The sequence below is a fragment of the Streptomyces thermocarboxydus genome (assembly GCF_024760485.1).
Classification (GTDB): domain Bacteria; phylum Actinomycetota; class Actinomycetes; order Streptomycetales; family Streptomycetaceae; genus Streptomyces; species Streptomyces cellulosae.
Genome location: NZ_CP058273.1, coordinates 4,714,371 through 4,737,425 on the forward strand (window position 1 = coordinate 4,714,371; position 23,055 = coordinate 4,737,425).

A 23,055-nucleotide genomic window follows, 5' to 3' on the forward strand; every position below is an offset into this window, starting at 1 on the left:
GGCAGTCATCGTATCGGCGCGGCTTCGTGGACGAGGCGCCCGGCGAGATACACCTCGTCGACGCGGACGTCGAGCAGTTCGTCCACCGAGCAGGCGAAGGGGTCGCGGTCCAGGACGATGACGTCGGCGTACTTGCCGGCCTCCAGGGACCCGTAGCGGTCGCCCTCGCCGAGGGTCCGGGCGGCGTTGACGGTGTGCATGCGCAGGGCCTCGGCGAGGGTGATCTCCTGCTCCGCGTCGAGGATCTCGCCCAGGAACGACCGGCGGCGCAGGGTGCACCAGATGCTGAAGAACGGGTTCGTCGCGCGCTCCTCGGAGCCGATCCAGACGTCCGAGCTGCCGGTGATCGGCCAGCCCTCGTCCAGCAGGCGCCGGAACGGGAAGCGGCCGAGCCGGCCGTAGTCGCCGAGGTAGGCGGGGAAGAAGTCGCCGAAGGTGTAGAGGAAGACCGGCTGCGGGACGGGGATGATGCCCGCCTTGCGCCACAGCGCGGTCGCCGCCGGGTCCGGAAGGAAGTTGCCGGCATGCTCGACGCGGGGAGCGGGCACCCCGGCGGGGGCGCCGCCCGCGGCGGCGACGGCCTCACAGACCTCTTCCTGTGCGCGGTCGCCGTTGGCGTGGACGGCGAGCTGCAGGCCGGCCTCCGCGGTACGCCGCAACGCCTCACCGATCTGACCGGGGCTCAGGGCCACCTCGCCGCAGTGGTGGTGGCCGGCGTGGTCGTCGTTGACGTAGGGCTGTTTGACGGCGGCGCTGGCGGCGGAGTAGCCGCCGTCGGCGAACATCTTGACGCCGTGGACGCGCAGCAGCTCCTCGGGGGTCTTGAAATCCAGCCACTCGCGGTGGGCGCACGCCTCCTCGAGGGAGACCGTGCCGGGTGCCCAGAGGTAGACACGCAGCCGGGCGCCCAGCTCGCCGTCCAGGTGGAGGCGGTCCATGGCCCGCAGTCCGTCCACCGATTCGGAGATCTCACCGATGGTGGTCACTCCGTGGGCCGTGAACAGCTCGCGCACGCCTCGCCTGAGGGCGTGGTGCAGCGCGTCTCCGGAGAGCCGGGGGAGCGGCAGGAGGTTGTCCATCTCCTTGACGACGCCGGTGGGTTCCCCGGTCTCGTCCCGCAGGACCGTGGGCAGTCCGGTGATGCTGTAGTCCGCCTCGCGGTAGTCGCGGTCGATGCCGGCCAGCTCCAGGCCGCGGCTGTTGAGAACGGTGATGTGGCCGCCGGCGCGTACGGCGATGGCCACCTCCGTGCTGACCGAGTCGAGTTCGGCGCGGGTCGGCAGACGCTTGTCGGCGAGCTTCTGGTCGAAGAAGAGGTTGGCCTGGCCGACCAGCCAGCCGTCGACCGCCTCGTCGAGGTGGGCGCGGAGCGTGGCGAGGACATCGGCGACGGAGCCGCAGCGCGGCGCCCGGCAGTCGACGGTCTGGTAGTGCGTACGGGCGGCGACCTCCATGTGGGCGTGGACGTCGACGAAGCCCGGCATGACGGGACGGCCCCCGACGTCGTGCACCCGCGTGCCGGGGCCGATGTGGGCGCCGGCGTCCTCCTTGGGGCCGGTGGCGACGACGACCCCGTCCCGTACGGCGACGAAGCCGGGGCCCATCGGCTCGCCCTCGGTCATCCGGATCACCTGGTCCGAGATCAGGACGAGTTCCGCGGTGCCCTCGCTCATGTACGCCTCCTCGCTGGTCCGCCCGACGGGGCTGTCGTTGAAGCTGGAACGTAATCGCGCGCTCCGCCGCATGTCAATGACTAATTCGACCCGCTGAGCCGTCACAGGTAACGAATTCGACCCTTGACAGCGCACTCGATGACTGATTCCGTTCGGGCACCGCGAAGTGTGCGGCCTTTCCGCCACCGCTCGCCCGGTGATCTCCCACGGCATCGCCGTACCGGACACCGCGTCCGGACATCCGCACCCGTCACTTCTGCATGGAGGCCCCATGTCATCGCCCACCCGTCACGCCGAGATCGCCGGAGGCGGCCTCGCCGGCCTGACCACGGCGACCGCCCTGGCCCAGCGCGGCTGGAGCGTGCGCCTGCACGAGCGCGGCCGTGAGCTGCGCGAGATCGGCGCCGGCATCTTCATGTGGGAGAACGCCCTGCGCGTCCTCGAGGAGATCGGCGCCTTCGACGAGGCCGTCCACCGCGCCGAACGCATCGACAGCTGGCGGCTCTACGACGAGCGGCAACGCCGGCTCCAGGACGACTGGATGAAGGGCGGCGACACCCGCCTGTACACCGTGCTGCGGCCCGACCTGCACCGGGCGCTCGCCAACGCGGCCACCAAGGCCGGGGTCGAGATCGTCACCGGCTCGCTGGTCGCGGGCGCCAACCCCGAGGGCGAGCTGATCCTGGAGAGCGGCAAGGTGCTCAAGGCCGACCTCGTCGTCGGCGCGGACGGCGTCGGCTCACCGGTGCGCAACTCGGTCGGCCTCAACCTCGTCGTCCGCGACCTGGAGGACGGCTGCATGCGCAGCCTCATCCCCCGGTTGCCGCACGACCCCGTCGACAACGCCCTGGAGTACTGGAACGGCGGCCGGCGCGTGGGCGTCGTCCCCGTCACCCCCGATCAGGTCTACATCTACACCTGCTGCCCCTCCAGCGACCTCACCGGACGCGCGCGGCCGTTCAACAAGGAGTCCTGGACCGAGTCGTTCCCGCACCTGCGGAGCATCTTCGACCGCATTCCGGACGTCTCCCGCTGGGCCTCGTTCTCCGACGTCCGCTGCCACCGCTGGGTCAACGGGCACGTCGCCCTCGTCGGCGACGCCGCCAGCGCCATGTCGCCCAACCTCGGACAGGCCGCCTGCCTGGCCATGACCAACGGCTACGGCCTCGCCCTGATGCTGGAGGGCCAGACCGACGTGCCCGGCGGGCTGCTCGCCTGGGAGGCACGCCAGCGTCCCGTCACGGACGCGACCCAGCGCTACTCCCGGCTGTACGGCCGCGTCGGCACCCGCTGGCCGCGCCCCGTCGCCGACGTCCGCTCCGCCCTGGTCTGGGCGGCCGGACGGTCCAAGCGCTGGCAGGAGCGGGTCAACGTCGCCGCACACCAGGGCGCCGAGTCGGTCCGCCCGAGCCTGCGCAGGGCCGGCTGACCCACCCGTACGGACAGGGCGCCGCACGGCTCGCGGCGCCCCTCCCGCCGAGCACCACCCACCCCCACGGAACCAAGGACCCCTTGAGCATCATGCAGACAGCAGGAGGAAACCGGTATGGCACACAACCCCTCGGGTGCCTTGATGGACGGTGTGGAGAGGCGGTCGATCGACCACGTCCCCTCCACTGAGCGCCACGGCAAGGCGTGGCACCAGGGACCGTTCTGGCTGACCGGCGGCTTCATGCTGCCGTCCATGCTGATCGGTTTCCTCGGCCCCTCCATGGGGCTGGGCATGGGCTGGTCGCTGATCGCCGTCATCTCCGGCATGGCGTTCGGCACCCTGTTCATGGCGCTGCACGCCAACCAGGGCCCCCGCCTCGGCCTTCCCCAGATGATCCAGTCGCGCGCCCAGTTCGGTTCGCGCGGGGTGATCTTCCCGCTGGCCATGGCCGTCTTCATCTACATCGGCTACAACGTCTTCCAGATGGTGCTGGCCGGCGACGCGCTGTCGATGTTCCTGCCGGGCCAGAAGATCTGGTACGTCGTCCTCGCGGTGGTGGCGGTCGTGATCGCCGTCGTCGGGCACGACCTTCTGCACACCGTGCAGCGGTACTTCAGCTACCTCACCATGACGATCTTCGCGGTCGTCACCGTCGCGGCCGTCCTGCACTACCCGATGGGCGACGCCACTCCCGTCGCCACCGGGTTCTCCGGCGCCGCCTTCCTCGCCCAGTTCGCCGCGGCCGGCGGCTACCAGATCAGCTACGGCATCTACGTCTCCGACTACTCCCGCTACCTCCCCGAGAACATCCCCGACGGCAAGCTGATCGGCTGGACGTTCCTCGGCGGATTCACCGGCGCCGCCTGGCTCGGCAGCCTCGGCGCGATCTTCGCCTCCTACGTCCCCGCGCCGGACGCGCTGCGCCAGCTGCACCTGGTCGGCGACACCGTCTTCCCCGGCTTCGGCGCGGTGGCGGTCCTCGCCACCCTGCCCGCGCTGATCGGCACCTCCGGCGTCAACGCCTACGGAGCGATGCTCAGCGCCACCACGGTCCTGGACGGCATCAGGCGCGTGAACCCCACCCTGCGGCTCCGCGTCGTCGGCGTGTGCGTGGTGGGCGCGGTGGGACTGGGCATCACCCTGAGCATGCCCGCCTCCTACATGGACAGCTTCCACACCTTCATCGCCGTCATGTGCTATCTGCTGGTGCCGTGGACCGCCGTCAACCTCGTGGACTTCTACGTGGTCCGGCGCGGCCGCTACGCCATCGCCGACATCGTCGATCCGCACGGCGCCTACGGCCACTGGGCCTGGCGCGGACTGACCGCCTACTTCGGCGGCTTCGTGTCCATGATCCCCTTCGTCACCCTCAGCTTCTACACGGGCCCGGTGACGAAGGCCCTCGGCGGCGCCGACCTCGCGTTCGCCGTCGGACTCCTCGTCTCCGGGGTGCTCCACTACGTCCTCGCCCGGGGCGTCGACCAGCACGACGCCTCCCTCCCGGCCGAGGAGGTGCGTGTCCCCGCGTAGGGACGCGCCCCGCGCCCGGCCCGTGCGGGGGCCGGGCGCGGCCGTGCGGTGCCTAGGACCCTTCGCCCGGCCCGCGCTGCCAGACGGAGGGCTCCTTCTCGGGTTCGGCCCGGGCGACGGCGCCGGCCCAGGTCACCCCGGACGGCGCGGTCACCTGCACGGTTCCGGCCAGGTGGGAGGTCGAGACGGCGAAGTCGCCCCCCTTCGCGACGGGTTCACCCCGGTCGCACTCGACGGGGAAGGCCGCGCGCAGCACGGGTATGCGCACCTGGAGGGTTCCGGTGCCCTGGCACTCGAAGGAGACGCTCACCGGAAGGTCCCGGCCGCCGGCCGCGTAGCCGAAGACCGCGCTGCCGCGGGCGGGACCGTACGTGCCGGCCGGGTCGTCGAGATCCGGCACGGCCACCGTGGCGGTCGGCAGCGGATCGGGGCTGGTGCGGGAAACGGCGGCCGGTGGTGAGGAGGCCGCACGTTCAGGCGTGGCGGCCTCCTCCGACGTGCAGCCGACGGCCGCCGAGAGCAGGAGGAGTACGGCCGCGCCGCGGGCGTGGTTCATCTGACCGCCAAGGTGTCGTAGAAGTCGGCGAGGGACTGTGCCGTGGGGGCGGGGTGGTCGGCCATGGGGGTGTGGCCCGCGCCTTCGACCACCGTGCGGCGGGCCTTCAGGCGGCGGGCCATGGCGTCGAGGCCGGGGACCGGCCAGGTGTCGTCGTGCGAACCGGAGAGTACGTGGAACGGCAGCGGGACGGCGGCCAGTTCCGCGACCCGGTCCGGTTCCGCGCACAACTGCCTTCCCGTGACCAGCAGTTGCGCGGGCTGGGTGGACAGCCAGCGTGTCCGGAGCTGCTCCGGGCCGCCGATTCCCCGTGCGGGGCCGCCCACTTCCTCCGGCGGGCCCAGCGCCAGGATCGCCTCCCAGCACTCCTCCATCGACATCACCGTGAGGGCGTCGCGCAGCAGCGTCACCCGCTGTTCCTGCGAGACGGAGATGCGCGCGGCTCCCGAGGAGACGAGGGTCAGCGAGCGGAACGGGGTGTGGTCCAGCAGCACGGCCGCGCGGGCGATCTGACCGCCCATCGAATGCCCCACCAGATGCACGGGCGCGTCGAAGGCGCGCGCCTGCGCCAGCACGTCCTTCGCCAACTCGTCCTGCGCATACGCGGATTCGTCGTCGGCGGGACCGTCCGAGCCGTGCTGACCGCGCCCGTCCACGGCGACGGCACGGTAGCCGCGCGCGGCGAGCGGTTCGAGGACCAGCGTGAAGTCCTCCTTGCTGCCGGTGTAGCCGGGCAGCATCAACACGGTTCCCCGCACCGGGACACCGGCGGGCGGCGGCACGTCCAGGACGGCGAACTCGCCCCGCGCGGTGGAGAGTCGGCGAGGGCTCAGCTCGGGGAGGCGAGCGGGGGAGAAGGCGGTGATCACCCGGGTGAGAGTAGCGGGTGCACACACGCCGACGGCCCGGCCCCCACGAGCGGGGACCGGGCCGTCGGCGTCGGTGCGGTGTCAGCTCTCCGCGGAGTCCGCGGGAGCCGCGGCCTTACGGGTGCGGCGCGCCTTCGGCTCCGCCGTCTCCGTGGCCTCCGGCGCGGACGCGGCGGCCTTGCGGGTCCGGCGACGCGGCGCGGCGGCCTCGGCGGCCTCCCCTTCCGGGGCGGCCTGCGCGGGCACCGTCTTGCGGGTGCGACGCGGCTTGGCCTCGGCGCCCTCGGCGGTGTCCACGGCGGCCTCGGCCTTCTTGGCGGCGGTCTTCCGCACGCGCTTCGGCTTCTCCTCGGCCTCCGACGCGGACTGCGCCGGGATCTCCACCGCCTCGCCCTCGGCGGCCTTACGGGTCCGGCGGCGCGGCTTGGCCTCGGCGCCCTCGGCCGTGTCGACGGCGGCCTCGGCCTTCTTGGCGGCGGTCTTCCGCACGCGCTTCGGCTTCTCCTCGGCCACGGGGCCTCGGTCGCGACGTCCGCCTCGGCCGCGACCGCCTTCTTGCGGGTGCGACGCGGCTTGGTCTCGGCCTCGGCAGGCGCCTCGGCGGTGTCGACGGCGGTCTCCGTCTTCGCGGCGGCCTTGCGCGTGCGCTTCGGGGCGGCCTCGGCCGTCGCCGTCGTGCCCTCGGCGGTGGCGACCGCCGCCTCGGCGGCCTCGGCCGCCTTGCGGGTGCGGCGACCGACGGCTGCTCCGTCACGGCCGAGGCCTGCTCGGCCGACCGGCGCGTGCGGCGACGGCGCGGCTTCTCGACGGCCTCGGACGTCTCGGCGGTCTCACCGACGGGCCCTCGGCCGTGTCGACGACGCTCTCGCGGCGTCTGCTCGACCGTGCCCACGGAGGAGGGTGCCCCGCCACGGGTGCGGCGACGGCGGCGCGGGTGGCGGCGCCTCGCCGGCCTCCGCCTCTCCGGCGCCCACGGCGGCCTGCGCGGCAGGCTGCTGACCCGCCGCGTCGAGCGGCGCCCCGCCACGGGTACGGCGACGGCGGCGCGGCGTACGCGAGGACGCCTCACGCTCGTCGGAACGCTCGGACCGTCCGGACCGGTCGTCACGGGAACCGCGGCGCCCGTCACGGCCGTCCCGGCCTCCGCGTCCGCGCGGACCGCGGCCGCCGACCTCGCCGAGGTCCTCGAGTTCCTCCGCGTCCAGACCGGCCCGGGTGCGCTCGGAGCGGGGCAGGGTGCCCTTGGTGCCCTCGGGAATGCTCAGGTCCGTGTACAGGTGCGGGGAGGTGGAGTACGTCTCCGCCGGGTCGCCCAGACCCAGGTCCAGCGCCTTGTTGATCAGCTGCCAGCGCGGGATGTCGTCCCAGTCGACCAGCGTGATCGCCGTACCCTTCGCGCCCGCGCGGCCGGTGCGGCCGATGCGGTGCAGGTACGTCTTCTCGTCCTCGGGCGTCTGGTAGTTGATGACGTGCGTGACGCCCTCGACGTCGATGCCGCGCGCGGCGACGTCGGTGCAGACGAGCACGTCCACCTTGCCGTTGCGGAAGGCGCGCAGCGCCTGCTCGCGGGCGCCCTGGCCGAGGTCGCCGTGGACCGCGCCGGAGGCGAAGCCGCGCTGCCCCAGCTGGTCGGCCAGGTCGGCGGCGGTGCGCTTGGTGCGGCAGAAGATCATGGCCAGGCCACGGCCGTCGGCCTGCAGGATCCGCGCGACCATCTCGGGCTTGTCCATGTTGTGCGCGCGGTAGACGAACTGCTTGGTGTTCGCGACCGTCGCGCCCTCGTCGTCCGGCGCGGTGGCGCGGATGTGCGTGGGCTGCGACATGTAGCGGCGGGCCAGACCGATGACCGCGCCCGGCATGGTGGCCGAGAACAGCATGGTCTGCCGCTTCACCGGAAGCAGGTTGATGATCTTCTCGACGTCGGGCAGGAAGCCCAGGTCGAGCATCTCGTCGGCCTCGTCGAGAACGAGGGCCTTGACGTGGGACAGGTTGAGCTTCTTCTGCCCGGCGAGGTCGAGCAGCCGGCCCGGGGTGCCGACGATCACGTCGACGCCCTTCTTCAGCGCCTCGACCTGGGGCTCGTAGGCCCGGCCGCCGTAGATGGCGGTGACGCGCACGTTGCGCACCTTGCCGGCGGTCAGCAGGTCGTTGGTGACCTGCGTGCACAGTTCGCGGGTGGGGACGACGACCAGCGCCTGCGGCGTGTCGGTGAGGTCCTCGGGCTTCGCGCGGCCCGCCTCGACGTCGGCGGGGACGGTGACCCTCTCGAGGAGCGGAAGGCCGAAGCCGAGCGTCTTGCCGGTGCCGGTCTTGGCCTGGCCGATGACGTCCGTGCCCGTGAGGGCCACGGGGAGCGTCATCTCCTGGATGGGGAAGGGGGTGGTGATGCCGACGGCTTCAAGGGCTTCGGCTGTCTCGGGAAGGATCCCGAGCTCTCGGAACGTCGTAGTCAGGGTGCTGCCTCTTCTGTGTGCGCGGTGCGAGGCGAGCGCGGGGGTCGTGTAGGGACCGTGCCGGGGACGACGGCTGCCATACGGTCGAGGCCGTAGGACACGGGACCACTGCCGACGCTCGAGCGCTCGTACCGCTGAGGTGTCCCTCCGGGTTCCGTACGCGATGTGCCGTACGAACAGAGGGCTGTCGGGTCGGAGCCGATCGGGCCACCGACCGGGCATCCTCATACATGCGGCCCGTCGAACACATCCGAGAACGTCAGAGTGTTCAGCAGGCGCATTACCACCATACCCCGGATTCGCGCACACGCCATGGCCGATTTGGTCACGTAGTCGTCGTCACACTGATCGACCGGGACCTTCCGGGGCAGGCCGAGCGGGCTATTGTGCGCTGCATGACGAGCTCTGACAGCCCTGAGAACGCCGCGGAAAACCCCGAGACTCCTGCCGCGCCGACCGGCGTCGCCGCCATGGACTGGGCGGCCGCCTCCGCCGATCCCCAGTACCGTGCCGCTGTCGTGGATCTGCTCGGCGCGCTCGCGTACGGGGAGCTGGCGGCGTTCGAGCGGCTCGCGGAGGACGCCAAGCTGGCCCCCACGATGGCGGACAAGGCGGAGTTGGCGAAGATGGCCTCGGCCGAGTTTCACCACTTCGAGCGGCTGCGGGACCGGCTCGCCGAGATCGGCGAGGAGCCGACGCAGGCCATGGAGCCGTTCGTCGCCGCCTACGACGGCTTCCACAAGCAGACGGCGCCGTCCGACTGGCTGGAGGGCCTGGTCAAGGCGTACGTGGGCGACTCCATCGCCAGCGACTTCTACCGCGAGGTCGCGGCGCGCCTGGACTCCGACACCCGCGCGCTGGTCCTGGCCGTGCTGGACGACACGGGGCACGGCGGCTTCGCCGTGGAGAAGGTGCGCGCGGCCATCGAGGCCGACCCGCGCGTCGGCGGCCGGCTCGCCCTGTGGGCCCGCCGCCTGATGGGCGAGGCCCTCTCCCAGTCCCAGCGCGTGGTCGCCGACCGCGACGCCCTGTCGACGATGCTCGTGGGCGGCGTGGCGGACGGCTTCGACCTGGCGGAGGTCGGCCGCATGTTCTCCCGCATCACGGAGGCCCACACGAAGCGGATGGCGGCACTGGGGCTGGCTGCCTGACGGCCGCCGCCCCCCTGTACGGCCGATTCGGCCGGACGGCCCCTGAGGCTGCGCCTCGGGCGGCAGCACGACCGACGATGCTGTCCGAGGACGGCGGGAGGCAGCGCCGGCGAATTCGGCGGCAGCTGCCGAAGTTCCCCTCGGGCGGATCACGCCCGGGCCGGAGAGGTAGGCGACCGCCGGCAGAGCGGTCGCCGTGGCCCGGCGCTCGGCCGGACACGTGAGGGCGCCCGGGGGTGGCGGGACGCCGCTGGTGTCGGCGGCGGTTGCTGGGGTGACGGTCGTACCCGGGCTGACGGTGCCCGGAACGGAGGCGGGCGACCGGGTCGCTGGGCGGTCGCAGTGGCCCGGCGCTCGGCCGGACATGTGAGGGCGTCGGGGGTGGCGGGACGCCGCTGATGTTGGCGGCGGTTGCTGGGGTGACGGTCGCAGTCGGGCGGACGGTGTCCGGGACGGAGGCGGGCGGCCGGGTCGCGGGGCGGTCGCAGTGGCCCGACGCTCGGCCGGAGACGTGGACGACCGCCCTCGCAGGGCGGTCAGGCCGTTGCCGAGTGGCGCAGTCTGCCCGCGGGGCGCAGCAGCAGGGAGAGGGAGGCGGTCGACACGATCGCCGCTCCCAGCAGCATCGTCAGCAAGTTGCCCGCGTCCAGCGCGGTGTTCATGACGAAGGCGCCGAACAGCGCCCCGGCCACACCGGTCGCCAGCACGAGGGCGCGCCGGGGGAGCCGGTGGGACAAGCGGTGGTACGCCCCCCAGGCCAGGGCCAGGCCGAGAATCGCGGAGCTGAGCGCTTCCAGAAGCATGTCGGGGTCCCTCCCACACGGCCGGCCTGCTCGTCCATGTCTTGGTCCTGTCCCGGTTTACCCCTGACCTGCGGAATCCAATCCTCCTCACACGGTCCCGCCTGTAGGCCGTCCGGGGGTTTCCGACCTTCCGAGGGGCGCATGCCCTCAGGCACGCGAAAGGGCCCGGCGGTGATCACCGCCGGGCCCTCCTCACGCATACAGCCCTACAGCGCGCCGAAGCCCACCTTGCGCGGGGCCGGCTCGCCGATCTCGACGTAGGCGAGACGGTCGGCCGGGACCAGGATCTTGCGGCCGTGCTCGTCCACGAGGCTCAGCAGCTGCGACTTCCCGGCCAGCGCCTCGGCCACCACGCGCTCGACCTCCTCGGCGCTCTGACCGCTCTCCAGAACGATCTCGCGGGGCGCGTGCTGCACGCCGATCTTGACCTCCACGGCTATGTCCCTCCGACGGTCAGTGAAGTGCGCGACCTTCCGCGCCGTACCTGCACACATTAGCCCGGTGAGGGGATCCGCATGCTTCGCCCGGCAACGCCAACAGCGAACAGCCGACGGGAACAAACGACCGCCGGCCGCGCCGCTCAGTGCTGATCGCTCCCGTGCAGCGGGAACCCGGCGATGCCCCGCCAGGCCAGCGAGGTCAGCAGCGCGACCGCCTGGTCGCGCGGCACGCTCCGGTCGCTGTGCAGCCACGACCGCGCCACCACCTGGGCCAGCCCGCCGAGCCCCGACGCCAGCAGCATCGACTCCGCGCGCGACAGACCCGTGTCCTCGGCGATGACGTCGCAGATGGCCTCCGCGCACTCGTTCGTGACCTTGTCGACCCGCTCGCGCACGGCGGGCTCGTTCGTCAGGTCCGACTCGAAGACCAGGCGGAACGCGCCGCCGTCGTCCTCGACGTACGCGAAGTAGGCGTCCATGGTGGCCCGCACGCGCTGCTTGTTGTCCGACGTCGACGCCAGCGCGTGCCGTACCGACTGGATCAGCGCCTCGCAGTGCTGGTCCAGCAGCGCCAGGTACAGGTCGAGCTTGCCGGGGAAGTGCTGGTACAGCACCGGCTTGCTGACACCCGCGCGCTCGGCGATGTCGTCCATCGCCGCCGCGTGGTAGCCCTGCGCGACGAAGACCTCCTGGGCGGCGCCCAGCAACTGGTTCCGCCGGGCACGGCGCGGAAGGCGTGTACCCCTCGGGCGTACCGCGTCCGTCTGCTCGATGGCTGTCACGCCGCCTCCCATTGTCGTCCACATGCGGGATCAGCCGCGCCGCCATCGTACTTTTCGGTAATCCTGATGTGCGCGGTGCACGTGCAGAATTTCACGGACCGGACGGCGGGAGAACCCGTACGGACGGTTTCAGAAGCTGTCAGAGCGGGCAAAACGAGTCCCCTTCCGGACGGCTGACGCCCCCGGTCGGCGCACCTCTCACCGGTAGTCGTCCTCGTCGAGCTGGACGACACGTGCCTGTTCCACCAGGTCCGCCTCGTTCGCGCGGTCGGGGTCGACCTCCTCCAGCGGGTCGTCCTCCTGAGGCCGCACCTCCGCCTGCTGCTCGGCCGCGTCGACCTCCGGCGCCTCGACGTCGTACTCCACACCCTCCTGCACGTCCTCGTCCTCCTCGAACGTTTCGGGGTCGGTCGGATCCACGGCCATCACCGGGCTCCCTTCCTGGTCACGCCCCTGGGACACGCAGGGGCCACGTACGGGTGCCCTCTGTACGAGCCTAGGAGACACCCGATTTCGATGCCATGCCATCCTGTGACGCCGAACACATGAGCCAGGGCGTGATCGTCTCGTAACATTGCCGCATGTCTTCGACCGAGCTGCCGTCCGTGCCGCCGACCAGCGTGCTGCCCGAACCGGCGGCGGTCAGGGTGGCCGAGGGTGAGCGGCTGCGGTCGGTGCGGGCGCCCGGCGCCACGCTCACGGTCAGATCCCGGCCGCCGGTCCGCGCGGGACTCCCGCCCGCCTTCTACGTCCACGGACTCGGCGGCTCGTCACTCAACTGGTCGCCCCTGATGGCCCTGCTGGAGGGCGTCGTCGACAGCGAGGCCGTGGACCTCCCCGGCTTCGGCGACTCCCCGCCGCCGGACGACGGCGACTACTCGATCACCGCGCACGCACGCGCGGTGATCCGCTGTCTGGAGGCGTCCGGCCGCGGCCCGGTGCACCTCTTCGGCAACTCCCTCGGCGGCGCGGTCGCCACCCGGGTCGCCGCCGTGCGCCCCGACCTGGTCCGCACCCTCACGCTCGTCTCCCCGGCCCTGCCGGAGCTGCGCGTGCAGCGCTCCGCCGTCCCCACCGGACTGCTGGCCGTGCCCGGCGTCGCACTCCTGTTCACCCGCTTCACCCGTGGGTGGACCGCCGAGCAGCGCGTCCGGGGCGTTCTGAACCTCTGTTACGGCGACCCGTCACGCGTGACGCCGGAAGGTTTCCGGCACGCCGTGCACGAGATGGAGCGGCGGCAGCGGCTGCCGTACTTCTGGGACGCGATGGCGCGCTCGGCGCGGGGCCTCGTCAGCGCCTACATGCTTGGTGGCCAGCAAGGACTGTGGCGTCAGGCCGAGCGGGTGCTCGCCCCGACCCTGCTCGTCTACGGCGGCCGCGACCAGCTCGTCGGCTTCCGTATGGCGCAGCGCGCCGCCCGTCACTTCCGGGGCTCCCGGCTCGTGACACTCCCGGATGCGGGACACGTGGCGATGATGGAGTATCCCGAGACCGTGGCGTCGGCGTTCCGTGAACTCCTGAGGGATGCGGCGGATCCCGCGGGCGGGGGCGATACTGTGCAGCCGGACGCACAGGGCGATCCGGGTCCGTCCGCCGACACCGGTGGCCCGACCGCCACGACCGAGACGACAAGGGGCTGAGGCGCGACGTGGGACGCCACAGCCGGCGCGGGCCCGCCCCCAAGGGCGACACCGCGGACACCACCGCAGCCACTGCCGCAGCGCGCGGCGTGCGTGACACGCCCGAGGTGCGGTACGACGACCGCCGGGACACCGGCCAGGGCGCGGTACGGCCGCAGCAGCAGACGCAGGGCGCCCCGCCGCCGTACGGCACACCGCCGCAGGGCACCCCGGTGCACGGGTACGGGGCGCCGGGGCGCGGCAGGCCGGCCCAGGGCGTACCGCCGGTGCCGGACGGATGGCAGCAGGGCGGAACCCCGGCGCGGGGCGGACCGCGCTACGGCGATCAGACGCAGGGCGGGTCCCGGTACGGCGGCCAGGCGCAGGGTGAGCCTCGGTACGACAGCCAGGCGCAGGGCGCGTCCCACTACGGCGACGCAACCCCGCCGCGCGGTGTGCCGCAGTACGGCGAGGGGACTCCCGCCCACGGCTTCCCGCGCTACGGGAACGGAGCTCCCGCACAGGGCGCACCCCGCCCCGGCACCCCTCCGCAGGGCGGGCCGCGCGGCGGCGACACAACCCCCGCTCACGGCGTCCCCCGGTACGGGGACGGAACCCCTCCGCACGGTGTCCCGCGCTACGCGGACGGCACCCCCCGGGTTCGCGGCGGCCACCCCGAGCAGCAGGAGGCCGGGGGCGGCTGGGGGGACCCGCGGGGCCGCACCGCCGCCGGATACGGCGCGCCGGCCGCCGGGCAGAGTCAGGACGTTCCCCTGCCGAGGCAGCGCCAGGCGCCCGTCGAAGGACCGCGCCGGGACTACGTCGAGGCGTTCGACGAGCGCGACGACCTCTTCACCCCCCGCAAGCCCGTCACCCGCGGCCCCGCGGATCCGTACACCGCCGTCACCGACTGGGACGGCGCCCCCGCCGGCGTCCCCTCGGACACCGACACCCGCACCACCGACGACGAGCCGCCGACGGGCGTCCCCGCGCAGACCAGGGGCGGCAAGGGGCGCGCGTTCACCGGCATAGCGGCCGCCGCCGTCACCACCGTGCTGGCCGTCGTCGTCGCCGGGCAGGTCGCCGACGAGCACGGCAGCCCGGGCGTCCAGTCGCAGTCCGCCGGCGAGCAGGCACGCGACGCGCGCGACGCCGCCTCCCGCGGCGACGACCGGGCCACGCCCGGCGCGCCCACGGCGAAGCCGCTCACGTACGAGCAGCAGATGGACCGGAAGTTCCCGTTGGCCGCCAGCCGCGGCGGCACGGGGAAGTTCTACGCCGTCAAGGGGATCGACAAGGCGCCCGGCAAGGGGCGGAAGATCACCTACCGCGTGGACGTGGAGCGCGGGCTCGACCTGGACGGCGCGCTGTTCGCCGAGGCTGTGCACCGGACGCTCAACGACAGCCGGAGCTGGGCGCACGACGGCATGACCTTCGAGCGGATCGAGTCCGGCGACGCCGACTTCGTGATCACCCTGGCCAGTCCCGAGACGACCGCCGACTGGTGCGCCAAGTCGGGCCTCGACACCACCGAGGACAACGTCTCCTGCGACTCCGCGGCCACCGAGCGGGTGCTGATCAACGCCTACCGCTGGGCGCAGGGCGCCGAGACGTACGGCGACAAGATGTTCGCCTACCGCCAGATGCTGATCAACCACGAGATCGGCCACCGCCTCGGGCACAACCACGTCACCTGTGACAAGGACGGCGACCTGGCCCCGGTGATGCAGCAGCAGACCAAGTTCCTCGAGTACGACGGGATCAGCTGCCGGCCCAACCCCTGGCCCTACCCCAAGGGCTGACGCTTCGGCACTCAGGTTGCGCGGCGCGCGCCGGGGGGTGGCCCCGGACCGGCGCGCGCCTGTTGTGCGCCGGTCTCAGCACGGCGAACGCGATTCGCGCGGGAAAGTTACGCCCGTTCACCCCTTTTGATGGCGTGATGGACAACCGTCCATCGCGCCACCGTCCTGTCCGCATACGTTCGTCCCGCTGCGAGCCGCCTGACCAACGGCGGCTCCCGACGGGAGAACGGGGGTGCACACGTGCGCATCGGACTGCTTACGGAGGGTGGCTATCCGTATGTGGGCGGTGAGGGCGGGGTGTGGTGCGACCGCCTGGTGCGCGGGCTCGACCGACACGAGTTCGACGTCTACGCGTTCAGCACCGGCCAGGTCCAGGAGGACACGGGCTGGGTCGACCTGCCGCCCCAGGTCCAGCGGGTGCGTACGGCGCCGCTGTGGACCGCCGAGGAGGACGGGGTGGTCCACGGCCGCCGCGCCCGCCGGCGGTTCACCGAGCACTACGGCGAACTGGCCGCCGCCCTCTGTACCGCCGCCGAGCCCGGCACCGCGCAGAAGCCCCGCGCCGCTGAGGCGGACCGTTTCGCCAACGCGCTCCACGGGCTCGCCGAACTCGCCCGCGACGAGGGCGGACTGGTCGCCGCGCTGCGCTCCGAGCACGCCGTACGCGCCCTGGAACGCGCCTGTCGTGCGCCGGGAGCCCTCCGCACCGCGCGCGAGGCCCGCGTCCCGGATCTGCTGACCGTCGCCGGCCACCTGGAGCGGGCCCTGCGCCCCCTCTCCCTCGACTGGTACGAGGAGGACGGCCTCGGCGCCGTCGACCTCTGCCACGCCGCGTCCGGCGGCCTCGCCGCGCTCCCGGGGCTGCTCGCCCGCCACTTCTTCGGCGTCCCGCTCCTGGTCACCGAGTACGGCGTGCGTCTGCGCACCCACTACCTCACGCGCCCCGACGCCTCACCCGCCGTACGGTCCCTGCTCGCCGCCTTCCACGGCCTGCTGACCGCCGAGACCTACCGCGCCGCCTCCTACCTCGTCCCCGGCAACGCACACGCCCGCCGCTGGCAGGAGCGCTGCGGCGCCGACCGGGCCAAGCTGCGCACCATCTACCCGGGTCTGGACGCCACGCCCTTCGCGGGCGTCGGCGGGGAGGACCGGCCGGAGGACCGCAAGGACCGCAAGGACAGGAAGAACAGGAAGGACCTCGCGGATCGGGAGCAGGGCGAGAACCGGGAGAAGGGGGAGCGGCGCGGGAAGCGGGAGCACGCCGAGCCGCACACCCTCGTCTGGATCGGCCGGGTGGAGCCCGCCAAGGACCTGGTCTCCCTGCTGCACGCCCTTGCCGAGGTCCGCGCGGCCGAGCCCGGCACCCGGCTGCGCATCGTCGGCCGCCCCTCGGGACCGGAGGGCGAGGCCTACCTCGGCCACTGCCGGGCGCTGGCCGCCCAGCTCTTCCCGGACGAGGCCGACGGCCCTCACGCCGTCGGACAGAACCCGGTCTCCTTCGAGGAACTCGGCGGCCCCGGCGCCGAGACCACCGCCGACGTCCACGCCGGCGGCACCGTCACCGTGCTGTCCAGCGTCGTCGAGGGGTTCCCGGTCGGGCTGATCGAGGCGATGTTCTGCGGACGCGCGACGGTCTCCACGGATGTCGGCGCGGTCGTCGAGGTGATCGGCGGCACCGGCCTCGTCGTACCGCCGCGCAATCCGCGGGCGCTCGCCGAGGCGTGCGTCTCGCTGCTGCGCGACCCCGAGCGCCGTGCGCGCCTCGGAGAGGCAGCGCGCGCCCGGGCGCTGGAGCTGTTCGGCGTCGAGCAGAACGTCGCGGCGTACCACGGCCTCTACCTCGAGACCGTCGCGCGGACCCCCGTACGCCGGCCCGTCCTCGACGGCGCCGGAGACCCGCAGCCCTTCGCCGCGCCCGCCGAGGCCCACGTCCCCGGCCGCTGGACCGAACCCACCCCCCGCGCCGTCCCCACCTGGGCCGTGGAGACGCCGGAGCCCGTCACGGAGACCGTCCGATGACCGACCTGAGCGAACTCGACCGCGCCGCCGCCCCCGGCGCGGCCGACCCCGTCAAGGTGCTGCTGCACCGCCACCGCGAGCTGTGCGAACGCGCCGTGGACCCGCTGGAGATCGCGGCGGGCCTGGAGGCGCACGGCATCACCGACCGCACCGCCGCCCGCTTCCGCCATCGCGACGTCTTCTCCCTCGCGGAGGAGCTCTACGCCCGCGTCCCGCGCGACACCGACACCGCGACCGGCTCACCCGCCGCGCCGACCGCCCCGGCCGGTGAGGGAGGCGGCCGCCGGTCCCTCACCGTGCTCCTGCTCCCGCTGCTGCCCGGCGCGCTCTGCGCGGCCGCGCTGGTCGCCCTGGCCCGCACCCACGGCCAGACCCGCCTGTACGCGGCCGCCGCGGGCGTGCTCACCGTCGCCCTCGCCCTGCGCGCCGCGGTGCGCCGCGGACCACTGGCCCGTCCCGGCGGCCTCCCTCCCCGGTCGGCGACCGGCTCCTGGACCTGCTGGCTCCTCGCGTACGCCGTGCTGGGCGACGGCCTGCTGCGCACCGCGATCGCCGGCGGTCCCGACGGACTGCCCGACGGCACCGCGGGCGGCGACTGGCCCCTGGCCCTCGCCCCGCTCCTGGCCCTCACCCTCGCCGTCGCGCCCGCCACCTGGACGGCCGGTCTCTTCCTGACTCACGCGCGCCGCAAGCTCGCCACCAGCCGCGGCCTGGAGGACTTCGCCGCCTCGGTCCGGCCCGTGCTGCTGGGGGCCGTCGCCCTGTTCCTGGTGGCGCTGGCCGCGCTCGTCGCCCTGCGCGCGCCGCTCCTCGACGCGGAGCCCGTCTCCCCGGGGGTCCTCGCCCTGGGCGCCCTCCTCTTCGTCGCCCGCCTGCTCAGCGTGCACGGCTTCACCCGCGCGCCGCGCGTGATCCTCATGCTCACCGCTGCCGCCCAGGTGCTCGCGCCCGCCACCGTCTTCGCGGCCAGGCTGCCCGGCTGCGGCGCACTGGGCGCACCGGTGGAGGCCCTCACCGCCGCCTGGGGCCCCGCCGCCGTACCCGTCCTGACCTGCGGCGCGGGCGCCCTGACCCTCCTCGTGCACGCCTCCCGCACCCTCGCCCGCGCCTCGGCGCACCTGCGGCCGGAGCAGGCGCGATGACCAGCCGCGACCGCCGTGCCGCCCGGACGGCCGCGGCCCCGGACCCCTCGACCCCCCTTGAAGGAGAACCTCGCATGACCTCCCGTCCCGTCACCGAACGCCGCGAAGGAGCCGACCGATGAGGGTCCTGCTGATCGGAGCCAACGGCTACATCGGCCGCTTCGTCACCGACCGCCTGCTCGCCGACCCCGCCGTCCAGCTCACCGCCCTCGGCCGGGGTGACGACGCCGACGTCCGCTTCGACCTCGCCACCGGCAGCCCCGGCGCCCTCACCCGCTTCCTCGACGCCGTCCACCCCGGTGTCGTCATCAACTGCGCGGGCGCCACCCGCGGCGGCGCCCGCGAACTCACCCGGCACAACACCGTCGCCGTCGCCACCATCTGCGAGGCCCTGCGCCGCAGCGGCTGCGGGGCGCGGCTCGTCCAGATCGGCTGCGGCTCCGAGTACGGGCCCAGCCAGCCGGGCTCCTCCACCGCCGAGGACGCCGTCCCCCGTCCCGGCGGCCCGTACGGCGTCAGCAAGCTCGCCGCCACCGAACTGGTCCTCGGCTCCGGCCTGGACGCCGTGGTGCTGCGGGTCTTCTCGCCCGTCGGACCCGGCACCCCCGCCGGCTCCCCGCTCGGCCGGCTCGCCGAGGCGATGCGCCGTGCCATGCAGTCCGGCGACGGCGAACTGAAGCTCGGCGGGCTCGGCGCCCAGCGTGACTTCGTCGACGTCCGCGACGTGGCCCGCGCCGTGCACGCCGCCTCGCTCTCCGCCGCCCAGGGCGTCATCAACATCGGCTCCGGCCGCGCCGTCCGCCTCCGCGACGCCGCCGGGATCCTCGCCCGGGTGGCCGGCTACGGCGGCGCCCTCAACGAGCTCGACGGCCTGCCCCACCCCGGGCCCCTCCACGCCACGCACACCGCCCACGCGACCCACCTGCGGGCCACCATCGGACACCCGCGCGCCGAGACGGACCACCACCCCACCGCCGCCTCACCCGCCGTGTTCCCGTACCCCGACGGGTGCGGCGCCTGGCAGCAGGCCGACGTGCGGACCGCCCGCGACCGCCTCGGGTGGCGCCCCCGCATCAACCTCGAGGAGTCGCTCGCGGACATCTGGATGGAGGCGGCATGCCGTATCTGACCCGGACCAGACAGGGCCCCACCGCCACCGGGCTCGGCACCGGCCTCGGCGTCCCGGGCGTCGCCCACCCGCTCCTCGCCCCCGACGAGTGGAACCGGCTGAGCCGCCCCGGCACACCCCTGCACTGGGTGGTGCTCAACGTCGCCGACGGCCCCGGCGTCCAGCCCGACCCGCACTGCCTGGAGGCGGCCGGCCGGCTGCGCAACGCGGGCGTACGCGTCCTCGGGCACATCGACACCGCCTACGGGCTGCGCGGCTTCGGCGAGATCATCTCCGACGCGCACCGCCACCTCGACTGGTACCAGGTCGACGGCTTCTTCCTGGACCGCTGCCCCTCCGGCCGCGAGGACCTGCCCGAGGTGCGGCGCACCGTCGCCACCCTCCGGGTGATCCACGAGGACGCCCACGTCGTCCTCGGGCACGGCACCCACCCCTACCCCGGCTACGCCGAGCACGCCGACCAGCTCGTCACCTACTCCGGCCCGTGGAGCGACTACCGCTGGTCGCAGGCGGCCGAGTGGACCGCCGACCATCCGCCCGAGCGGTTCTGCCATTTCGTGCACGGCGTGCCCCGGCCGCACCTGGAGGAGGCGCTGCGCATCGCCCGCTGGCACGGCGCCGACACCATCTGGTTCACCGACCACTCCGACCGCGTCTCCGGCCGCGCCGGACCGGCGGATCCGTGGGGGCCGCTGCCCGGCTACTGGGACGACATCGTCTCGCGTGTCGGAACGGGTGTCTCGGAATGAAAAAGGGCATGGCAGTGTTAAGCGGAGAACAACCGTACTGATTGACCGACCAACGGAGTCCCCGTGTCGCTGCCACCCCTGGTCGAGCCGGCCCCCGAGCTCACCGTAGACGAGGTCCGCAGGTACTCCCGCCACCTGATCATCCCCGATGTGGGCATGGACGGGCAGAAGCGGCTGAAGAACGCCAAGGTGCTCTGTGTGGGCGCCGGCGGCCTGGGCTCGCCGGCGCTGATGTACATGGCCGCCGCGGGCGTGGGCACGCTCGGCATCGTGGAGTTCGACGAGGTCGACGAGTCGAACCTGCAGCGCCAGATCATCCACAGCCAGGCCGACATCGGCCGCCCCAAGGCCGAGTCCGCGCGTGACTCGGTCAAGGGAATCAACCCGTACGTGAACGTCGTCCTGCACGAAGAGCGGCTCGAGGCCGACAACGTGATGGACATCTTCAGCCAGTACGACCTCATCGTCGACGGCACGGACAACTTCGCGACCCGCTACCTGGTCAACGACGCCTGTGTGCTGCTCGGCAAGCCCTACGTCTGGGGCTCCATCTACCGCTTCGACGGCCAGGCCTCGGTGTTCTGGGCGGAGCACGGTCCCTGCTACCGCTGCCTGTACCCGGAGCCCCCGCCCCCCGGCATGGTCCCCTCCTGCGCCGAGGGCGGCGTCCTCGGCGTGCTGTGCGCGTCCGTCGGCTCCATCCAGGTCAACGAGGCGATCAAGCTGCTGGCCGGCATCGGTGAGCCGCTGGTCGGCCGCCTGATGATCTACGACGCCCTGGAGATGCAGTACCGCCAGGTCAAGGTCCGCAAGGACCCCGACTGCGCGGTCTGCGGCGAGAACCCGACCGTCACCGAGCTCATCGACTACGAGGCCTTCTGCGGCGTCGTGTCCGAGGAGGCCCAGGCGGCGGCCGCCGACTCCACCATCACTCCCAAGCAGCTCAAGGAGTGGATCGACGACGGCGAGAACCTCGAGCTCATCGACGTCCGCGAGCCGAACGAGTTCGAGATCGTCTCCATCCCGGGCGCCCGGCTGATCCCCAAGAACGAGTTCCTCATGGGCAACGCCCTCGAGGGTCTGCCGCAGGACAAGAAGATCGTCTTGAACTGCAAGACGGGTGTCCGCAGTGCGGAAGTCCTCGCGGTCCTGAAGTCCGCGGGCTTCTCCGACGCCGTCCACGTCGGCGGCGGCGTGATCGGCTGGGTCAACCAGATCGAGCCGCACAAGCCGGTCTACTAGGCCGCACCGGCCGGAGAGGTCCACGTGACCGCTCCGGCCGTCACCGGGTCCTCGTCGGGGGTTCCGGGCACCGCCTCGGGTGCCCGGGGCCCCCGACGCCGTTACGCGTGGCGTCGCTACGAGCAGACCTTGCCGTCCTGCGGCACCGTGCCGTCCAGCAGGTAGGCGTTCACCGTCGAGTCGACGCAGTCGCTGCCGCTGCCGTAGGCGCCGTGGCCCTCGCCCTTCCAGGTGAGCACCACCCCGACGCCCTGACCCAGCTCGTCCGCCATCCGACGCGCCCCCTCGTAGGGGGTAGCCGGGTCGCCCGTGTTGCCCACGACCAGGATCGGCTTCGCGCCCGGCGCGCTCACCTCCGGCGTCTCGAACTGGCCCGGCACCGGCCAGTCGTGGCACCAGCCCGCCGTGTCCCAGCCCAGGAACGGGCCGAAGACGGGGGAGAGCTTCGCGAACTCGGGCAGCAGCTTCCTGGTCTCCTCGACCGTCGGCCGCTGCTTGTCGTCCAGGCACGATATGACCCGCTGGGCGTGGGTCGTGGTGTCGTAGCTGCCCGAGGCGTCCCGCTCGTTGTACCCGTCGGCGAGAGCCAGCAGCTCTGTGCCGTCCCCCTCCTCGGCCGCCTCCAGTGCGCTCGTGAGCGCCGGCCAGCTGGACTCGCTGTAGAGGGGCAGCACGATGCCGATGATCGCCAGCGACTGCGTCAGCTCACGGCCGGAGGAGGACGTGGGCAGCGGTTCGGCGTCCATCCGGTCGAGCAGGTCCGCGATCTCCCGCGAGCCCTCCTCCGGGTCGCGTCCGGTGGACCGCAGGTAGTTGTCGAGGGCGGTCTGGAAGCCACGGGCCTGGTTCTTGGCGTGGCCGACCGTGTCCGCCGTCGGGTCGACCACCGCGTCCAGGATCATCCTCCCCACCTTGCCGGGGAAGAGGTGGGCGTAGACCCCGCCGAGCTCGGTGCCGTAGGAGATGCCGAAGTAGTGCATGCGGTCGTCGCCGAGGGCCTGCCGGATGCGGTCCATGTCACGGGCGGTGTCGGTGGTCGACACGTGCGCCATCAGCTTTCCGGCGGCCTTCTGGCAGCCCTTGCCGAAGTCGGCCGCGTCCTCGAGGAAGACCCGCTCCTCCGCCGGGGTGTCCGGCGTCCAGTCCACGGTGGACTCGGCGGCCTCGATGGCCTTGTCGTCACGGCAGCGCACACCGCCGCTCCCGCCCGTGCCACGCGGGTCCCAGCTCACCAGGTCGTACCGCTCGCGCAGGTCGGCGGCCGTGCCGGCGTAGGCGGGCAGGGTGGAGACGCCCGAGCCGCCCGGACCGCCGAAGTTGAACAGCAGGGAGCCGATGCGGTCGTCGCCCGTCGCCTCGGCGCGGATGAGGGCGAGATCGATCGTCTCGCCGTCCGGCTTCGACCAGTCCAGCGGCACCTGGAGCGTGGCGCACTGCCACTCGTCGCCGGGCGCCGGGCCCTCCTCGGTCGCCTTACAGCGACCCCAGTCGAGCGCGGCGCTGCCGCCGCTCCCCTTGCCGTCCTTGCCGGAGTCGTCCTTCGACGGCCCGCCCCCACCCCCGCTGCAGCCGGCCGTAAGCAGTGCGGCGGCGGCGGTCAGGGCCGCCCACCTCGTGAACCGGGTCATCTGGCACATCCCCCCTCGTGGACCGTCCGCGTCGTG

20 protein-coding genes are annotated in these 23,055 nt (G+C 73.1%); 10 read left to right on the forward strand and 10 right to left on the reverse strand.

Annotated features, from left to right (window positions below; all coding sequences use genetic code 11):
• Window positions 1–5: 5 nt before the first annotated feature.
• Window positions 6–1,673 (reverse strand): amidohydrolase, encoded by a 1,668-nt coding sequence (locus AY578_RS21890; RefSeq protein ID WP_136238487.1) that lies wholly within the window; start codon window positions 1,671–1,673, stop codon window positions 6–8.
• 271 nt (window positions 1,674–1,944) lie between these two features.
• Here AY578_RS21890 and AY578_RS21895 point away from each other — a divergent pair, with 271 nt between their 5' ends.
• Both AY578_RS21895 and AY578_RS21900 read left to right on the forward strand, forming a co-directional pair.
• Window positions 1,945–3,102, forward strand: a complete 1,158-nt coding sequence (locus AY578_RS21895; protein WP_019522246.1) for an FAD-dependent oxidoreductase — start codon at window positions 1,945–1,947, stop codon at window positions 3,100–3,102.
• A 117-nt stretch (window positions 3,103–3,219) separates the two neighbouring features.
• Window positions 3,220–4,635 (forward strand): purine-cytosine permease family protein, encoded by a 1,416-nt coding sequence (locus tag AY578_RS21900; RefSeq protein ID WP_051101579.1) that lies wholly within the window; start codon window positions 3,220–3,222, stop codon window positions 4,633–4,635.
• 52 nt (window positions 4,636–4,687) lie between these two features.
• Here the strand turns inward: AY578_RS21900 and AY578_RS21905 are convergent, their stop codons facing one another.
• The 4 genes from AY578_RS21905 to AY578_RS21915 form a co-directional block, all read right to left on the reverse strand.
• A complete protein-coding gene (locus tag AY578_RS21905; protein ID WP_136238488.1) occupies window positions 4,688–5,191 on the reverse strand; it encodes an exonuclease V subunit gamma in 504 nt (167 codons plus the stop codon).
• A complete protein-coding gene (locus AY578_RS21910) occupies window positions 5,188–5,931 on the reverse strand; it encodes an alpha/beta fold hydrolase (protein ID WP_019522243.1) in 744 nt (247 codons plus the stop codon). The genes AY578_RS21905 and AY578_RS21910 overlap by 4 nt, the downstream gene beginning before the upstream one ends.
• 210 nt (window positions 5,932–6,141) lie before the next feature.
• Window positions 6,142–6,573 carry a hypothetical protein gene (locus AY578_RS34120; protein WP_420341316.1) on the reverse strand — a complete coding sequence of 144 codons (432 nt, stop codon included), beginning with the start codon at window positions 6,571–6,573 and terminating at the stop codon, window positions 6,142–6,144.
• A 317-nt stretch (window positions 6,574–6,890) separates the two neighbouring features.
• Entirely contained in the window at window positions 6,891–8,420 is a 1,530-nt protein-coding gene (locus AY578_RS21915; RefSeq protein ID WP_420341317.1) for a DEAD/DEAH box helicase, read from the reverse strand.
• 488 nt (window positions 8,421–8,908) lie between these two features.
• Between AY578_RS21915 and AY578_RS21920 the strand changes: the two genes are divergently transcribed.
• Window positions 8,909–9,664 (forward strand): ferritin-like domain-containing protein, encoded by a 756-nt coding sequence (locus tag AY578_RS21920; protein WP_026243418.1) that lies wholly within the window; start codon window positions 8,909–8,911, stop codon window positions 9,662–9,664.
• Between the two features lie 536 nt (window positions 9,665–10,200).
• On the opposite strand, the gene AY578_RS21925 is transcribed toward AY578_RS21920, so the two are convergent.
• The 4 genes from AY578_RS21925 to AY578_RS21940 form a co-directional block, all read right to left on the reverse strand.
• On the reverse strand, window positions 10,201–10,467 hold the full coding sequence (locus tag AY578_RS21925) for a hypothetical protein (RefSeq protein WP_019522836.1): 267 nt from the start codon (window positions 10,465–10,467) through the stop codon (window positions 10,201–10,203).
• A 206-nt stretch (window positions 10,468–10,673) separates the two neighbouring features.
• A complete protein-coding gene (locus AY578_RS21930; RefSeq protein WP_019522837.1) occupies window positions 10,674–10,901 on the reverse strand; it encodes a DUF3107 domain-containing protein in 228 nt (75 codons plus the stop codon).
• Window positions 10,902–11,047: 146 nt separating this feature from the next.
• Window positions 11,048–11,689, reverse strand: a complete 642-nt coding sequence (locus AY578_RS21935; RefSeq protein WP_028959354.1) for a TetR/AcrR family transcriptional regulator — start codon at window positions 11,687–11,689, stop codon at window positions 11,048–11,050.
• A gap of 198 nt (window positions 11,690–11,887) precedes the next feature.
• Window positions 11,888–12,115: an Rv3202a family protein gene (locus tag AY578_RS21940; RefSeq protein WP_019522839.1), complete on the reverse strand. Its 228-nt coding sequence runs from the start codon at window positions 12,113–12,115 to the stop codon at window positions 11,888–11,890.
• A 155-nt stretch (window positions 12,116–12,270) separates the two neighbouring features.
• Between AY578_RS21940 and AY578_RS21945 the strand changes: the two genes are divergently transcribed.
• From AY578_RS21945 to moeZ, 7 genes are all read left to right on the forward strand, one after another.
• Window positions 12,271–13,329, forward strand: a complete 1,059-nt coding sequence (locus AY578_RS21945) for an alpha/beta fold hydrolase (protein WP_258904548.1) — start codon at window positions 12,271–12,273, stop codon at window positions 13,327–13,329.
• Window positions 13,330–13,337: 8 nt separating this feature from the next.
• On the forward strand, window positions 13,338–15,110 hold the full coding sequence (locus AY578_RS21950) for a DUF3152 domain-containing protein (protein ID WP_258904549.1): 1,773 nt from the start codon (window positions 13,338–13,340) through the stop codon (window positions 15,108–15,110).
• 240 nt (window positions 15,111–15,350) lie between these two features.
• Window positions 15,351–17,129, forward strand: coding sequence for a DUF3492 domain-containing protein (locus AY578_RS21955; protein ID WP_258904551.1), 1,779 nt, complete (start codon window positions 15,351–15,353; stop codon window positions 17,127–17,129).
• Window positions 17,126–18,271, forward strand: a complete 1,146-nt coding sequence (locus AY578_RS21960) for a hypothetical protein (protein ID WP_258904553.1) — start codon at window positions 17,126–17,128, stop codon at window positions 18,269–18,271. The genes AY578_RS21955 and AY578_RS21960 overlap by 4 nt, the downstream gene beginning before the upstream one ends.
• A gap of 118 nt (window positions 18,272–18,389) precedes the next feature.
• Window positions 18,390–19,400 carry an NAD-dependent epimerase/dehydratase gene (locus tag AY578_RS21965; RefSeq protein ID WP_258904559.1) on the forward strand — a complete coding sequence of 337 codons (1,011 nt, stop codon included), beginning with the start codon at window positions 18,390–18,392 and terminating at the stop codon, window positions 19,398–19,400.
• On the forward strand, window positions 19,388–20,149 hold the full coding sequence (locus tag AY578_RS21970; RefSeq protein ID WP_019522845.1) for a spherulation-specific family 4 protein: 762 nt from the start codon (window positions 19,388–19,390) through the stop codon (window positions 20,147–20,149). The genes AY578_RS21965 and AY578_RS21970 overlap by 13 nt, the downstream gene beginning before the upstream one ends.
• 63 nt (window positions 20,150–20,212) lie before the next feature.
• Window positions 20,213–21,391 carry an adenylyltransferase/sulfurtransferase MoeZ gene (gene moeZ, locus AY578_RS21975; RefSeq protein WP_019522846.1) on the forward strand — a complete coding sequence of 393 codons (1,179 nt, stop codon included), beginning with the start codon at window positions 20,213–20,215 and terminating at the stop codon, window positions 21,389–21,391.
• A gap of 116 nt (window positions 21,392–21,507) precedes the next feature.
• On the opposite strand, the gene AY578_RS21980 is transcribed toward moeZ, so the two are convergent.
• Complete coding sequence (locus AY578_RS21980) at window positions 21,508–23,019, reverse strand: alpha/beta hydrolase (RefSeq protein ID WP_028959349.1); 1,512 nt, start codon at window positions 23,017–23,019, stop codon at window positions 21,508–21,510.
• Window positions 23,020–23,055 lie beyond the last annotated feature (36 nt).